This is a genomic window from Carnobacterium jeotgali MS3, assembly GCF_000745125.1.
Taxonomy (GTDB): Bacteria; Bacillota; Bacilli; order Lactobacillales; family Carnobacteriaceae; genus Carnobacterium_B; species Carnobacterium_B jeotgali.
In genome coordinates this window covers 216451-231120 of the sequence record NZ_JQNF01000005.1, presented here as the reverse complement: position 1 = coordinate 231120, position 14670 = coordinate 216451, and the positions used below count along the sequence as shown (strand labels likewise).

Genomic DNA, 14670 nt, shown 5'->3' with positions numbered 1-14670 from the left:
ATACTAAAAAGTATAGAGCCACTAAAACAAGCAGAAATGAAATTTATCTAATTTCATTTCTGCTTGTTTTTAGTTTTTTACTATTTTCCTTCTGGCCACCATAATTTAATGATCGCTTGCGTTCCATCGTTTTCAAAACCATTTTGTGCCAGCTCTTCATATAATTGTTTGGCTAAACGTGTAGATGGTAAATCTACAGAAAGTTTTTCAGCTTCATCTAATGCAATTTTCAAATCTTTGATAAAATGTTTTACAAAAAAGCCTGCTGTATAATCTTCTTTAAGGATTCTTGGTGCATAATTTGATAAAGACCAGTTTTGAGCACTACCTCCGCCAACGGTATCTAATACTTTTTCAAGATTTAAATTCGCCGCTTTGGCATATACCAATAATTCTGCCATTCCCATCATCGTTCCAGCAATCATGATTTGATTAGCCATTTTTGTATGTTGCCCGCTACCAGCTTTCCCTTGCAGGTTTACTTTAGCAGCAAATAAGTCAAAAACAGGTTTTACTTTATCAAAAGTACGTTCTTCTCCACCGACCATAACGGTCAACGTTCCATTTTTAGCTCCTAAGTCTCCTCCAGAAACTGGTGCATCTAGAACTTCAATCCCTCTTTCTTTTCCTTCATCGTACAGTTTTTTAGCTAATGTTGGTGTACTAGTTGTCATATCCACTAAGATGTGTTTTTCAGTAGCAGTTTTAAAAATACCATTTTCACCAAAGTAGCTTTCTTCAACATCTTTTGGGTACCCTACTATTGTAAATACAATATCGCTACTTTCAGTTACTTCAGCTGGTGAGTCTGCCCATTTTGCTCCTAAACGAATCAATTCGTCAGCCTTACTTTTTGTGCGATTGTATACTGTAACTGAATAGTCAGCTGTTAACAAATGTTTTACGATTGAAGAACCCATTACCCCAGTTCCAATAAATCCAATAGTTTTTTTCATTAATATCCTCTCCTTATGTTCAACATACCTCTAGTATATCAGTTCTTGCAAATAGAACGCATTTATTTAATAAAAAACTCGCTAAAAAAAACACAAGAATCAATTGATTCTTGCGTCTCTTTGTTTTTATTTAGTATACGTTTTAACAAGTTCTGCAACTTCATCAGCAGTATCACAATCATTGATTGCTTTATCAGCTAATTCAGCCATTTGTTTTGTATCCAAACGTTTCATTAGACTACGTGTTTTAAGAATACTTGAAGCACTCATAGAAAATTCGTCTAATCCTAATCCTACAAGAAGCGGTACAGCCGTTTGATCTCCAGCCATTTCTCCACACATGCCAGTCCATTTTCCTTCTTTATGAGAAGCATCAATTACATTTTTAATTAAACGTAAAATTGATGGGTTATATGGTTGGTAAAGGTAAGAAACGCGTTCGTTCATGCGGTCAGCAGCCATTGTATATTGAATCAAGTCATTAGTACCAATACTGAAGAAATCAACTTCTTTAGCAAATTTATCTGCAATAACAGCAGCAGCAGGGATTTCAATCATAATACCAACTTCGATATTTTCTGAAACTTCCACGCCTTCACTTACTAATTTTGCTTTTTCTTCCATAAGCATTCCTTTAGCTTGACGGAACTCTTGTAAAGTTGCAATCATTGGGAACATAATACGTAATTGTCCAAAAACAGACGCACGTAATAATGCACGTAATTGTGTTCTAAACATATCCGGTTGTGCTAAACAAATACGAATTGCACGGTATCCTAAGAATGGATTCATTTCATGTGGCAATGTTAGGTAAGGCAATTCTTTGTCTCCGCCAATATCCATTGTACGAACAACAACAGCTTTACCTTCCATACCTTCTAAAACTTCTTTATAAGCTTTAAATTGATCTTCCTCAGAAGGAAAATCAGGAGAGTCCATATAAAGGAATTCTGTACGGTATAGTCCAACAGCTTCTCCACCGTTGTTTTTTACTCCTACTAAATCTTTAGGAGTACCAATATTTGCAGCTAGTTCGATATGCTTGCCATCTGCAGTTATTGTTTTTTCATTTTTCAATTTGTCCCACTCAGCTTTTTGATCTGCAAAAGCTTGCGCTTTTGTTTCATAAGTTTCAACATCAGATGCTTCAGGATGAACGATTACATCGCCTTCTAAACCATCAATGATGATAAGATCTCCTTCTTTAACTAAAGAAGTAATATCTTTCGTTCCTACGATTGCAGGAATTTCTAACGAACGAGCCATAATAGCTGAATGTGAAGTGCGTCCACCAATGTCAGTAACAAAGGCTTTTACAAATTCACGATTTAATTGAGCTGTATCACTTGGTGTTAAGTCATGTGCAACTACAATTACTTCTTCATCAATCATTGAAGGATTAGGAAGTTTGACACCTAATAAGTGACTCAACACTCGTTTAGTAACATCCTTGATATCAGAAGCACGTTCACGCATGTAAGGATTGTCTTCCATGGCTTCAAACATACCGATAAACATATCTGTTACTTCTTTCAATGCACTCTCTGCATTGATTTTGTTATCATTAATAGAGCTTTCAATGCTCCCGATTAATTCTGGGTCAGATAAAACCATTAAATGCGCATCAAAAACTTGAGCTTCTTCTTCTCCTAAAGATTGAGCTGCTTTAGTTCGAATAATCTCAAGTTCTTTTGATGCCTCTTTTAATGCCGATTTTAACCGGTCAATCTCTGAGTCAGAGTTCTCAACTGAAATTTTGTTGAAAGTTAAATCGGGTTCAGTTAGTAAGTAAGCTCTTGCTACTGCAATACCGTCACTTGCTGCGATCCCATTTAATTTTTCAACCATTATTCAGCCAAGCCTTCTTTCTTCATTGTTTCTTCGATTCCAGCAAGAGCTTCAGCTTCATCAGAACCGTCAGCAGAAATAACAACATCAGCACCTTGGCCAACACCTAGAGACATAACGCCCATGATTGATTTTAAGTTAACAGATTTACCTTTATATTCTAAGTTAATATCTGAGCTATATTTGCTTGCTGTTTGTACTAGCAATGTTGCTGGACGTGCATGGATACCTGTTTCAGCTATTACGTGAAATTCGCGTTTTTCCATAATTAAAAATCCCCTTTAATATATATTATTTTTGAGAACTACATCCAGTTTAAACTGTCAATTACATTCTTTCCAGCAAAAACATTCGATACAGCCCTTACAACTTATAAGACTACCATTTTTTTACTATTTAAACAACTATTTTCTCCAAATTGCCTCTACAACTTTTTACTTTGACCTATACCGATAAATAATATTTCCGTTATGCAAAGCCTCACCAACGATAGATTCTTTCTCTTCATGATTAATCCAAATTTCTCGAAACGTCATAAAATCTTTTTTTTCAATCATTAGGCTATCTATAGTTCCTTGGATCAGTTCTTTTAGTTGATTTTGTAATTCTTCTTTGGTCATAATTAAACCTTCCTTTACTATTAGTTTACAAATTCAATCATAAATAATTTGAGCTAAAAAAGCAAAAAAAAATAGTATCAATTACTTGAATGTCAAAATAGGTCAGTGTATAATAGTAACCAGAAAGGTCAGTAATGGTCAACTAAGACTTAACTGTACCTACTTTACTAACCTATTAAATGAAAGGTTGTGTTAAAATGTTCTGTCAAAATTGCAATCAACGTGAAGCAACTATCCATTTATATACCAATATGAATGGCCAAAAAGGTCAATTAGATGTTTGTCAAAACTGTTATCAACTTATTAAAGATAGTCAAAACCGAGGCGAAATCAAAAACAACCGCACACCGCAAGACCCTTTTGGTTTTGGCAATTTAGATCAATTTTTCCGTTCTATGCAAAATGCTCAAAATAATAATAACCAACAAAGTAACTCTAATACCCCTCCTACTCAAAATGGAGCTGGCGGACAACCACCTATTAATAAGAAGCCTGGACTTTTAGGCGAGTTTGGAACAAATTTAACAGAATTAGCACGGACTGGTGCGATAGATCCTGTTATCGGACGAGACAAAGAAATTGAACGCGTAATTGAGATTTTAAATCGCCGCACTAAAAATAATCCTGTCTTAACAGGTGAACCTGGTGTTGGTAAAACAGCTGTTGTAGAAGGTTTAGCCCAAAAAATTGTAGACGGAGATGTACCGCAAAAACTATTAGGCAAAGATGTTATTCGATTAGATGTTGCTTCTTTAGTTCAAGGTACAGGCATTCGTGGTCAATTTGAAGAACGCATGCAACAATTGATGGATGAATTAAAGAAAAATCCACAAATTATTTTATTTATTGACGAAGTTCACGAAATTGTTGGAGCCGGAAGTGCAGAAGGCAGTATGGATGCAGGCAATATGCTTAAGCCAGCACTCGCTCGTGGTGAATTGCAAATGGTTGGAGCAACAACCTTAAGAGAATATCGTACAATTGAAAAAGATGCTGCTTTAGAACGCCGGATGCAACCCGTTCGAGTTAGTGAACCTTCTGTAGACGAAACGATTACTATTCTCAAAGGTCTTCAAAAGAAATATGAAGATTATCATCATGTTCATTATACTGATGAAGCAATTACAAGTGCTGTAACTTTATCGAATCGTTACATTCAAGACCGCTTTCTACCTGACAAAGCAATCGATTTGTTAGATGAAACGGGTTCTAAGAAAAACTTAACCATACAAGTAGTGGATCCGAAACAAATAGAAGATAAAATTGCAGAAGCTGCTCAACAAAAACAGGCCGCTTTACAACAAGAAGATTATGAAAAAGCGGCTTTTTACCGTGATCAAGCTAAAAAATTCTCTGATATGAGAGATCAACAAAGCCCAGATTCAGATGAGCCTATCGTAACCGAAAAAGATATGATTGAAATTATTGAAAGAAAAACTAACATTCCAGTAGGTGAATTAAAAGAAAAAGAACAAGAACAGTTGCGTAATCTAGGTCATGATCTTAAAAAACATGTTATTGGACAAGACGAAGCAATCGATAAAGTTTCTAGAGCTATTCGCAGAAGCCGGATTGGTTTTAATAATAAAAGCCGCCCAATTGGTTCTTTCCTTTTCGTTGGTCCTACCGGTGTCGGAAAAACTGAATTAGCTAAACAACTAGCACTGGAACTATTTGGAAACAAAGAAGCTTATATTCGTTTTGATATGAGTGAGTATATGGAAAAACACAGTGTTTCTAAATTAATCGGTTCTCCTCCTGGATATGTCGGTTATGACGAAGCGGGTCAACTGACCGAAAAAGTACGCCACAATCCTTACAGCATTATTTTATTAGATGAAATTGAAAAAGCTCATCCTGATGTGCTTCATATGTTTTTACAAATTCTAGATGATGGTAGATTAACGGATGCTCAAGGTCGTACTGTCAGCTTTAAAGATACAATTATCATTATGACAAGCAATGCGGGTACAGGAACAGTAGAAGCAAGCGTAGGCTTTGGCGCAACCACTTCTGGTACTCAAAATTCTGTATTAAATCACTTAACAGATTACTTTAAGCCAGAATTTATTAATCGTTTTGACGGAATTGTTGAATTCAATTCTCTTACAAAAGAAAACTTATTGTTTATCGTTGATTTATTGATAAAAGATGTAAATGATATGCTTGAAAATCAAGGCATCACTATCGAAGTAACGCAATCTGCTAAAGAAAAATTAGCTGAATTAGGGTACGATCCAAAATTGGGTGCTCGTCCTTTACGTCGTGTCATTCAAGAACAAATAGAAGATCGTATCGCTGACTTCTATCTTGATTACCCTTCTGTAAAAGAATTAATTGCAAAAACTGATCATGAAGGATTGATTGTTGTAGAAGCAAAAGAGGTTATCTTAGCAGAATCCACTTCTGAATCAGTTGAAGAATCAGATGCTAAAGATTAGCTTTTTAACGAACTAATTTTAACCTAAAAAAAGCAGCTCGCAATCATTATGATTGCGAGCTGCTTTTTTGAATAGACTACTGATTAGACAACCTTTAAAACAAGTTAGCCTATAATAATTTTTTCAGTCGGATAATGATAATTCTTATCTTCTTTATGTTTTGGAACTAACAACATCACCATGTACAACATTCCTATTCTTCCTACAAACATTAAAATAATAATAATTAGTTTTCCTAACACTGTTAGTGTTGGTGTTATGCCTAACGACAATCCTGTTGTCCCAAATGCAGAGGTCACTTCTACAATCAAAGTAATTAGTTCGTGCGATTCACTGACACTCAAGACCAGTATACTAATCATGCATAACGTCATAGATAATATGAAAACAGCAATCGATTTTTGAACATCATCTCGACCAATTCTCCGTCTAAATAAAGCGACTTGATCGTGTCCCCTAATAAAAGAAATTAAGTAAACAACGACAATAGCTAATGTTGTTGTTCGTATTCCTCCACCTACAGAACTAGGACTTGCTCCGATAAACATTAAGATAGAAAATAGTAACAATGTCCCTTCACTAAAATTACCGAGCGAGGTTGTCATTAGTCCTGCATTTCTCGTTGTAACCGAATAGAAAAAAGAATAAAAGGCACTCTCAGTAAAAGTCATCCCTTTAAAAAATTGATTATACTCTAAAAGCCAAATACAAAGTGCTCCCCCGAATAATAAAATAAAAAAGGAAGAAACGGTGATTTTACTAAACAATGAAAACCGAAATGGAAGGACTTTTTTGGTTCTACGGTATTGCAAAAAATCTTTAACTTCTAATAATACTGGAAAACCAATCCCTCCTACAACGATTAAAAGCATAATAATTAGTTGAACAAAATAATCGTTATGAAAAGGAATCAACATTTGTCCGGTAAGGTCTACACCCACATTGGCCACTGCTGAAAAGCTTGTAAAAAACCCATGAAATAAAACTTCTTTTAAAGGCCAGTCGGAAAATATATAAAAATATGTGCTCAGAATCACTCCACCCACAAATTCAAAACCAAGAATAATGAGGATGGTCGTGCGTATTAATCGAACAGTACCACTTAATTTTGGCTGATTCATATCTGTCATGATGAGTTGTCGTTGCTTTAACGAAACCTTTTTTCTTCTGATAAGCATAAAAGAAGTGGATATCATCATCACACCTAAACTTCCTAACATAAATAAACACTGTAAAAGAATAATACCAGCAACGTTAAACGTTTCTCCTAAATTTATAGTTGCTAATCCCGTTACACTAACAGTACTCACTGCTGTAAAAATCAAATCAATAAAAGAAATATCAGCTCCTGGATCTCTGAAGATCGGCAAAGCTAACAGAATGCTAGCAACTATAACAACCATAAAATAATACAATACAATCAATTGGATTGTTGAAAATCGATTAGAAATTTGTGCTATAAATTTATAAATATTCAAAAAACAACCTCCTTATTATGAATTAAAGCACTCTTTAGTTACTATTTCTTAATATGTAGGATTAAGAAGTAAAATGTTTTGAATTGTTGGGTTTTTAATTATATAATATTTGTAAATGAACGGTAAAAGAAGAGGTGAAAGATTATGAAACTAATAGACGTTACAAATAATCATTCTGAACTTGTAATGGAACAGCTGGGAAATACTGATGCTAATTTTGTAAAGGTTTTTTCTTTAGGACCTACTACAGTCATTTATTCTGGTGCTGCAACACATAAAGACGTTCTTTTACTAAACAAAGTGCGCAATATAAAGAATGCGGAAATCAGCTTTGCAATAGAAAATATTCTTGAAACAACTTTAGATAATGTTGACATTCTACATGCACCACACATTGTTGAGTTATCCATTCCTGTTGAAGACTAATGTTTAAAAGCTTATTAAAGTTATAACTCAACTTTAATGGTAACCATCTTTTATTTCAAGCAATCCTTTAAGATCTTATTTTTTATTATTGATTGATAAGTTTATTTGATGAGTAGAAGTTATTGGTGGCATAGGTTTGTCTGTTTAATAATAAATTTCTTTTGAAACTTTTACTTCATTTGCTAAATAACTAAAAAAAACAAACCATTCTAGATTCAAAATAGAATGGCTTGTTTTTTATTTTTTTTATAACAAGGATGTTAACTCTACATCAGGATACTTATCTGCAAACCAACGCATCGCAAATTGATTTTCAAATAAGAATAGCGGGTTATCAAATCGATCACGTACTAGTAAATTACGGCTTGAAGACATATTTTCGTCCAAATCTTCCGGTCGAATCCAACGAGCAATTTTATTCCCCATAGGTGTCATAACAATTTCAGAATTGTACTCATTTAACATACGGTATTGAAATACTTCAAATTGTAGTTGACCAACTGCTCCAACAATATAATCTTCAGTGTGAAATGTTTTATACAGTTGAATAGCTCCTTCTTGAACCAATTGTTGCACGCCTTTATGGAATGATTTTTGCTTCATTACATTTTTAGCATGTACTTTCATGAACATTTCAGGAGTAAATTGAGGAAGTTTTTCGTATTCCACATTTAATTTACCTTCGAAAATTGTATCGCCAATTTGGAAATTACCTGTATCGTAAAGACCAATGATATCTCCTGCAACAGCATGCTGTACAATCTCGCGGGTTTCAGCCATAAATTGAGTAGAATTCGACAATTTAATTTTTTTATTTGTTCTTGATAATGTTACATCTATTCCACGATCAAATGTTCCTGAACAAATACGCACAAACGCGATTCGATCTCGATGAGCAGGATTCATATTAGCTTGAATTTTAAAAATAAAGCCAGAAAATTCATTAGTCGTTGGTTCAATTTTTTCACCATCAACTGTATCATGAGCTGATGGACTTGGAGCAAAATTGATAAATGTGTTTAAAAATGTCTCTACACCGAAGTTTGTCAATGCTGATCCAAAGAATACCGGTGTCAGTTTACCAGAAGCAATTTTTTCTTCTGAAAATTCATTTCCTGCAACATTCAATAATTCAATATCTTCCAAAGCTTGAGTATATAAGCTTGATTTCTTAATGGGATGATCTCCCTCAATCTCCCCATCTTCATTCAATGGGACGACCTTTTGTCCATTTAAACCATTGATTTCAGGACGATGAACCTCAATAGTTTTATTGTAATTATCATATAGACCTAATAATCCTTTACCCATGCCAATAGGCCAATTCATTGGATAAGAATCAATTTCTAAAACTTCTTCTAACTCTTCTAATAATTCCAACGGCTCTCTGCCATCACGGTCTAATTTGTTGATAAATGTGAATATAGGAATGCCACGCATACGACAAACTTTAAATAATTTTTTTGTCTGAGGCTCAATACCTTTTGCGCTATCAATAACCATTACTGCACTATCAACTGCCATCAATGTACGATACGTATCTTCAGAAAAATCTTCATGTCCTGGTGTATCCAAGATATTGATTCTTTTATCTTTATAATCAAATTGCATAACAGAACTAGTAACAGAAATCCCACGTTGTTTCTCAATTTCCATCCAATCTGATTTAGCAAATTTTCCTGATTTTTTCCCTTTTACCGTACCCGCTTGGCGAATTGCTCCACCAAATAACAACAATTGTTCAGTAATTGTTGTTTTACCAGCATCTGGATGGGAAATAATTGCAAATGTTTTTCGTGACTCTACTTCCTTTTTTAAATAGTCTTCCATTATTTATCCCTCATTTAAGTCTTTTTATTTACTCTGATTCACTTGTCTCAATATCCTTAGTCAATAACGCCCTTAATAAGGGCAGCTTATATCATTAACCCAATTATTATAGCATATTTAGTAGGGTATTTTATACCCTATTCGCTATTTATTAAATCCGTATTCTTTAACATACCCTTTAACGGACCAAATATTCACTTCTGCTGCACTAGCTTTTTGTTCGGCTTTTTCAAGTCTCCCTAAGTAAAGCTCATCTCCATTTTCATATCCTACGCGTGCTAAACCTTCTTCAACCAATACTTCTTGTACTAATTCTCCATCAGCGTAAAGGTACGCTAGCACTCTTTCATAATCATCCACCTTCTCATGAGATGGGTCATATTCTATCGCTAACTCTTTTCCTTTCAAAAAATTTGTCAAGAAACTCTTTGCTTCTACACCATATGGCTGTGCAGATCCTGTTTTTGTTGTGCTACTTTCTGGAGTATCGATCAGAAGTAACCGTAATTTTTTTTCTTCGTTGTTTTCAGTAAATACTATTGTATCGCCATCTATCACTCTCTCAAGTTCAACTGCCACTTGATCATTTGTTATAGTAGTAGATTTTTCCTCTTCTTGGTCTATAACATATGATCCCGTAAAGAAAAGAACTATAGCAATGATACCCGAAATAATTTTTTTATTTAGTTTCATCTTTTTTCCTCCTATTCATTTACCTAAAAAAGGATCTGAGAAAGAAATCTCAGATCCTTTTTTTCCATTTTATTATGAATCATTGTACCTATCAAGTCCAACTAATAAACTTTATTCAGCTGAATTATTTAGCTAATTGGTCTTCTTGTTCACAAGCAGCTTGAGCTAAAATGTTCAAGTAGTTCCAAGGACGGTCAAAATAAGGTTGGAAGAAGAAATCAACATAAGCAAGATCTTCAATCGTCATTTTATTTTGAATTGCTAATGATAGTGTATTAGCAGAAGCTGTCACATCATATTTAGACATAATTTGTCCACCAACGATGCGGTTTGTGCCTACTTCATAAACTAATTTCATAAAGACTTCTTCAGTTGTTGGCATAAATTCTGGACGGTAGTTGTCTTTAACGAAAACTGCGCGAACATCTAAACCAAAGTGTGCAGCACTATTTACATTTACCCCAGTTGAACCAATGTTATATCCAAACAAGTAAAGGCCTGAAGTCGATTGTGTTCCTCTGTATCTTACTTTAGGTTCAATGATGTTTTTCCCTACTAAAGTACCCATACGAACAGCATTCGTTGCTAAAGGAATATAAGCAGCACCGCCATTTGGATTGTAATGAACTGCACAACTGTCTCCAGCTGCATAGATATCTTTATCACTTGTTCTCATGTAATCATCAACAAGGATTGCGCCATTTGGCATCATGTCAACTTTACCTTTTAACAATTCATTGTTTGGACGGAAGCCCACACATAGAATAACTAAATCTGCTTCATATTCTCCATTTGGAGTTGTGACAGATTTAACAGAACCATTTTCATCAGCATTAAAAGAAGTAACAGCTTGGTTCAATGCTAATTTGATTCCGCGTTCTTCTAAAGTACTTTCTAACACATCTGTAAACTCTGGATCTAAATATTTGTTAAGAATACGGTCTAGCCCATCAATCAATGTAACTTCTTTTCCAGATTGTTCAAAAGCTTCTACTAATTCAATACCAATGTATCCTCCACCAACGATAACCACTTTTTTAGCAGTTTGGTTTTGTTTGATAACTTCTTCGGCTTGATTGTAGTTTTTACATAATAAAACATTTTTAGTTTCAATACCAGGGATTGGTGGTGTAATAGGCCAAGAACCTGTTGTATTAACTAATTTATCATAAGTCTCTTCGAATACTTCACCAGTATTCATATTTTCTACCACTACTTTTTTAGCTACTGTATCAATACTTTTAACATTGTGTTCCATTTTAATGTTCGCACCCAATTGAGTTAATTCTTCGGGGTTTGAATAGAATAAGCCAGCTGGATCTTTTACAACTCCACCAACATACATTGCAATTCCACAAGATAAGAATGAAACATTATCATTTCTTTCAAAAACAGAAATTTCTACAGACGGATTTTCTTTTAAAATTGTTTTAACAGCTGATGTCCCAGCATGTGTACATCCGATAACGACTACTTTCATTTTTGTATCCTCCTATAAGGCCTTTTAGTTTTGTGTCGGTAATTATTTCACGAAAAAGTTGTGATATAATGTTCATACTTTCACTGTGAACACTATATCACAAACTCTATAAAGAAAACAACAATTTACAATTTTTTTTTAAGTTGAAGCATGTTTTTTTCTAATCATAAACATATCCCTTAAATAAACAACTATTGTCTTAACAACAGCGTAGGTTGGAACCCCTAAAATCATGCCAAGGATTCCAGCAATATTTCCCGCAACTAATAAGATGATAATAATCGTTAAAGGATGAATTGATAAAGTTTTCCCAATCACATTTGGTGAGATGAAATTACCATCAATTTGTTGGACAACTAATACCACTAAAACTACTAAAAGTGCTTGTGTTGGTGAAATAGTTAACGCAATGATGACTGCCGGAGCTGCACCAATATAGGGTCCGATGTAAGGGATAATGTTGGTTACTCCTGCGATGATTCCCAACAATAACCCGTAAGGCATCCCTGTAATCATGTAGCCTAAATAAGTAAATACTGCTACAAATAAACAAACGAGTGCTTGTCCACTAATGTATGACGCAATGGTTTCATTCATTTGACCTAACAGTTCAATCATTTGTCCACGGTAATCTTTTGGAAAGAATTTTGCGACTGCTGGACGGAAATGTTTCCCATCTTTAAACATGTAAAACAAAATAATTGGAACCGTAAAGATTACAATTGTTGTATTCGCTAAAGCTCCTATCAAAGAACCTACGCTTGCAGTCAATGTAGTAAATATTGTATTTGCAATGTTCTCGATGGACAGGTCCATCTTGCCTATGCTTTTTTCCAAGTCGAAATTTTTAAGCATCGGTTTTTGCAGAAGTTCATTAGAGTACTCTTCTAATTTTTTTAGAACTGACGGTATGCTCGTAATCAATTGTCCCAATTGTTCTATCAAATTAGGTATCACTGAAATGGCTAAGAATACTATGAAGCCTAAAAATAATAGGAAAACAATTATGATACCATATTTCCGCTTAATTTTAATTTTCTCTAATTGTCCTATTAATGGGTTTAACAAGTAGTATAAAAAACCCGCTATAATAATTGGTGTAAACAATGTCGAAACAAATGTCGTCAAAGGTTGGAAAATGAAGTCAATTTTTGTACTCATATAAACTAATGTTGCACTAACTAGTAGCCAAACTGTCCAAAACATTAATTTTGATTTTTTAAAATAATCCATAAAAAGTTAGTCCTCTCCGGTTAATCTAGCATACTGCTCATTAAATATTGTTCAATCAATTGCTCTGTTGCGATTATGGATTCTTCATGTGTTCTTTCATAAGCATGGCTTGCTTCAATACCTGCACCAATCAACGCATGACGGACATCGGCTCCAGCTTTCATTGCAGCGGATGCATCACTCCCGTAAAAAGGATAAATATCTAATTGATAAGGAATATTGTGGTCTTCACAAATTTGTGTCAGTTTCTTTCTCAGTTCGTAATGGTAAGGACCACTACCATCTTTTACACAGATAGATACAGAGTATTCATCTGTTTGCTGATCGTCTCCCATTGCCCCCATATCAACTGCTAGATACTCAACAACTTTCTCAGAGATATTCGAATTTCCACCATAGCCAATTTCTTCATTCGTTGAAATGTAAAAATGAGTTGTATACGGCAGTATGATTTTTTCAACACTAATTTTTTTCAAAAATTGTAATAATATTGCCACGCTAACTTTATCATCTAAATGACGAGATTTAATAAAACCGTTTGTTGTAATTTCAGTTCTAGGATCAAAGCTGATGAAATCCCCTACAGCTATGCCTAGGGCTTTTGTATCTTCTTTTGTATGAACTTTTTCGTCAATACGAACTTCCATATTTTCTTGATTTCTTTCGGCAGTTCCCGCATCTTTATAAACATGGACACTTGTTTGATGCATCAGGATTGTACCGGATATTTTTTTTTCAGCGGTATGTATTGTACAGTACTCGCCTTCAATTGCGTTGTAGCGAAAGCCACCAATTAAATCTAATTTTAGGCGTCCATTAGGTTTGATAGCTCTTACCATTGCTCCTAATGTATCTACGTGTGCTGTTACGAATCGTTGTTTTTGATGGTTCGTTCCTTTGACAGTTACCATTAAGCTACCTTTGTTTGTTTTATTAGCTTCATAGCCTAACTGCTTTAGATACTTTTCGATAAAAGCAATAATCTCGTACGTATTTCCTGTTGGTGAAGGAATCGTTGTTAATTTTTCAACCAGTTGAATTGTTTTTTCATTCATTATATTTACCCCATTCTTATTAAATTATCTTCTTTAGTATAGTTCATCCACTCTAATAAATAAAGAAATCCAATATAATATGCCACTGTCTTTTTTGTTATAGATTCCTTTCATAACTTGTGTTACGATTTTACTTATATAGAAAGAAGGGATACTGTGGAATTTATCTGGACAACCGATTTAAACTCTAGCTCTTACAATGATGCTATTGAAATTAGAAAAAAAGTATTTGTAGAAGAACAACTAGTTCCACCAGCATTAGAAATTGATGATTTAGAAGATCAAACGATCCATGTCATCGGCTACATTGAAAATAAAGCAGTCGCTACTGCTAGGCTCTACAAAAAAGATGCAACTACATTCAAAGTCCAACGAGTTGCTGTTTCGCTTGATTTTAGAAAGAAGAATTTAGGAAATCAATTGATGTTAGAAATTGAACGTTATGCTCAATCTAAACATTTCAAAACGCTTGTACTTGATGCACAGGATCATGCGTTAGTTTTTTATGAAAAATTAGGTTATCATATGAAAGGCGAAGGTTTTTTAGATGCGGGTATTCCACATCATATGATGTCCAAGAAACTTAGTTGATCTCTTATCAAACAGGCAA

General features: G+C 34.3%; 13 protein-coding genes. 3 read left to right on the top strand and 10 right to left on the bottom strand.

Features of this window, described 5'->3' with window-relative positions; all coding sequences use genetic code 11:
* Nucleotides 1-80 precede the first annotated feature (80 nt).
* The 4 genes from BP18_RS03600 to BP18_RS03585 all read right to left on the bottom strand — a co-directional run bounded on the left by BP18_RS03600 (nt 81) and on the right by BP18_RS03585 (nt 3424).
* Nucleotides 81-956 carry an NAD(P)-dependent oxidoreductase gene (locus BP18_RS03600; protein ID WP_029277760.1) on the bottom strand — a complete coding sequence of 292 codons (876 nt, stop codon included), beginning with the start codon at nt 954-956 and terminating at the stop codon, nt 81-83.
* Nucleotides 957-1082: 126 nt separating this feature from the next.
* Complete coding sequence (gene ptsP / locus BP18_RS03595; protein WP_007723104.1) at nt 1083-2804, bottom strand: phosphoenolpyruvate--protein phosphotransferase; 1722 nt, start codon at nt 2802-2804, stop codon at nt 1083-1085.
* On the bottom strand, nt 2804-3070 hold the full coding sequence (locus tag BP18_RS03590) for a phosphocarrier protein HPr (protein ID WP_007723107.1): 267 nt from the start codon (nt 3068-3070) through the stop codon (nt 2804-2806). The genes ptsP and BP18_RS03590 overlap by 1 nt, the downstream gene beginning before the upstream one ends.
* A 168-nt stretch (nt 3071-3238) precedes the next feature.
* Complete coding sequence (locus BP18_RS03585) at nt 3239-3424, bottom strand: hypothetical protein (protein ID WP_007723111.1); 186 nt, start codon at nt 3422-3424, stop codon at nt 3239-3241.
* Nucleotides 3425-3621: 197 nt separating this feature from the next.
* Between BP18_RS03585 and BP18_RS03580 the strand changes: the two genes are divergently transcribed.
* Nucleotides 3622-5865 (top strand): ATP-dependent Clp protease ATP-binding subunit, encoded by a 2244-nt coding sequence (locus BP18_RS03580; RefSeq protein WP_007723113.1) that lies wholly within the window; start codon nt 3622-3624, stop codon nt 5863-5865.
* A gap of 104 nt (nt 5866-5969) precedes the next feature.
* Here BP18_RS03580 and BP18_RS03575 read toward each other — a convergent pair whose 3' ends face one another.
* Entirely contained in the window at nt 5970-7343 is a 1374-nt protein-coding gene (locus BP18_RS03575; RefSeq protein WP_035050337.1) for a TrkH family potassium uptake protein, read from the bottom strand.
* Between the two features lie 144 nt (nt 7344-7487).
* On the opposite strand from BP18_RS03575, the gene BP18_RS03570 reads away from it, so the two are divergent.
* Nucleotides 7488-7769 (top strand): DUF1827 family protein, encoded by a 282-nt coding sequence (locus tag BP18_RS03570; RefSeq protein WP_007723116.1) that lies wholly within the window; start codon nt 7488-7490, stop codon nt 7767-7769.
* Nucleotides 7770-8015: 246 nt separating this feature from the next.
* Here the strand turns inward: BP18_RS03570 and BP18_RS03565 are convergent, their stop codons facing one another.
* From BP18_RS03565 to BP18_RS03545, 5 genes are all read right to left on the bottom strand, one after another.
* Nucleotides 8016-9599, bottom strand: a complete 1584-nt coding sequence (locus BP18_RS03565) for a peptide chain release factor 3 (RefSeq protein ID WP_007723117.1) — start codon at nt 9597-9599, stop codon at nt 8016-8018.
* Between the two features lie 144 nt (nt 9600-9743).
* Nucleotides 9744-10292, bottom strand: coding sequence for a thermonuclease family protein (locus BP18_RS03560; RefSeq protein WP_007723118.1), 549 nt, complete (start codon nt 10290-10292; stop codon nt 9744-9746).
* Between the two features lie 124 nt (nt 10293-10416).
* Complete coding sequence (locus BP18_RS03555; RefSeq protein WP_007723120.1) at nt 10417-11772, bottom strand: FAD-dependent oxidoreductase; 1356 nt, start codon at nt 11770-11772, stop codon at nt 10417-10419.
* A 138-nt stretch (nt 11773-11910) separates the two neighbouring features.
* Nucleotides 11911-13005, bottom strand: coding sequence for an AI-2E family transporter (locus BP18_RS03550; protein ID WP_007723122.1), 1095 nt, complete (start codon nt 13003-13005; stop codon nt 11911-11913).
* 20 nt (nt 13006-13025) lie between these two features.
* The gene (locus tag BP18_RS03545; RefSeq protein WP_007723124.1) at nt 13026-14060 is read right to left on the bottom strand and encodes a M42 family metallopeptidase; all 1035 of its coding nucleotides are present in this window, start codon (nt 14058-14060) and stop codon (nt 13026-13028) included.
* Nucleotides 14061-14216: 156 nt separating this feature from the next.
* Between BP18_RS03545 and BP18_RS03540 the strand changes: the two genes are divergently transcribed.
* Complete coding sequence (locus BP18_RS03540) at nt 14217-14651, top strand: GNAT family N-acetyltransferase (RefSeq protein ID WP_007723126.1); 435 nt, start codon at nt 14217-14219, stop codon at nt 14649-14651.
* Nucleotides 14652-14670: the final 19 nt, after the last annotated feature.

Coding starts and splice junctions, on each gene's coding strand:
- BP18_RS03600 (WP_029277760.1), bottom strand. CDS start 956: ATGAAAAAAACTATTGGATTTATTGGAACTGGGGTAATGGGTTCTTCA.
- ptsP (WP_007723104.1), bottom strand. CDS start 2,804: ATGGTTGAAAAATTAAATGGGATCGCAGCAAGTGACGGTATTGCAGTA.
- BP18_RS03590 (WP_007723107.1), bottom strand. CDS start 3,070: ATGGAAAAACGCGAATTTCACGTAATAGCTGAAACAGGTATCCATGCA.
- BP18_RS03585 (WP_007723111.1), bottom strand. CDS start 3,424: ATGACCAAAGAAGAATTACAAAATCAACTAAAAGAACTGATCCAAGGA.
- BP18_RS03580 (WP_007723113.1), top strand. CDS start 3,622: ATGTTCTGTCAAAATTGCAATCAACGTGAAGCAACTATCCATTTATAT.
- BP18_RS03570 (WP_007723116.1), top strand. CDS start 7,488: ATGAAACTAATAGACGTTACAAATAATCATTCTGAACTTGTAATGGAA.
- BP18_RS03565 (WP_007723117.1), bottom strand. CDS start 9,599: ATGGAAGACTATTTAAAAAAGGAAGTAGAGTCACGAAAAACATTTGCA.
- BP18_RS03560 (WP_007723118.1), bottom strand. CDS start 10,292: ATGAAACTAAATAAAAAAATTATTTCGGGTATCATTGCTATAGTTCTT.
- BP18_RS03555 (WP_007723120.1), bottom strand. CDS start 11,772: ATGAAAGTAGTCGTTATCGGATGTACACATGCTGGGACATCAGCTGTT.
- BP18_RS03550 (WP_007723122.1), bottom strand. CDS start 13,005: ATGGATTATTTTAAAAAATCAAAATTAATGTTTTGGACAGTTTGGCTA.
- BP18_RS03545 (WP_007723124.1), bottom strand. CDS start 14,060: ATGAATGAAAAAACAATTCAACTGGTTGAAAAATTAACAACGATTCCT.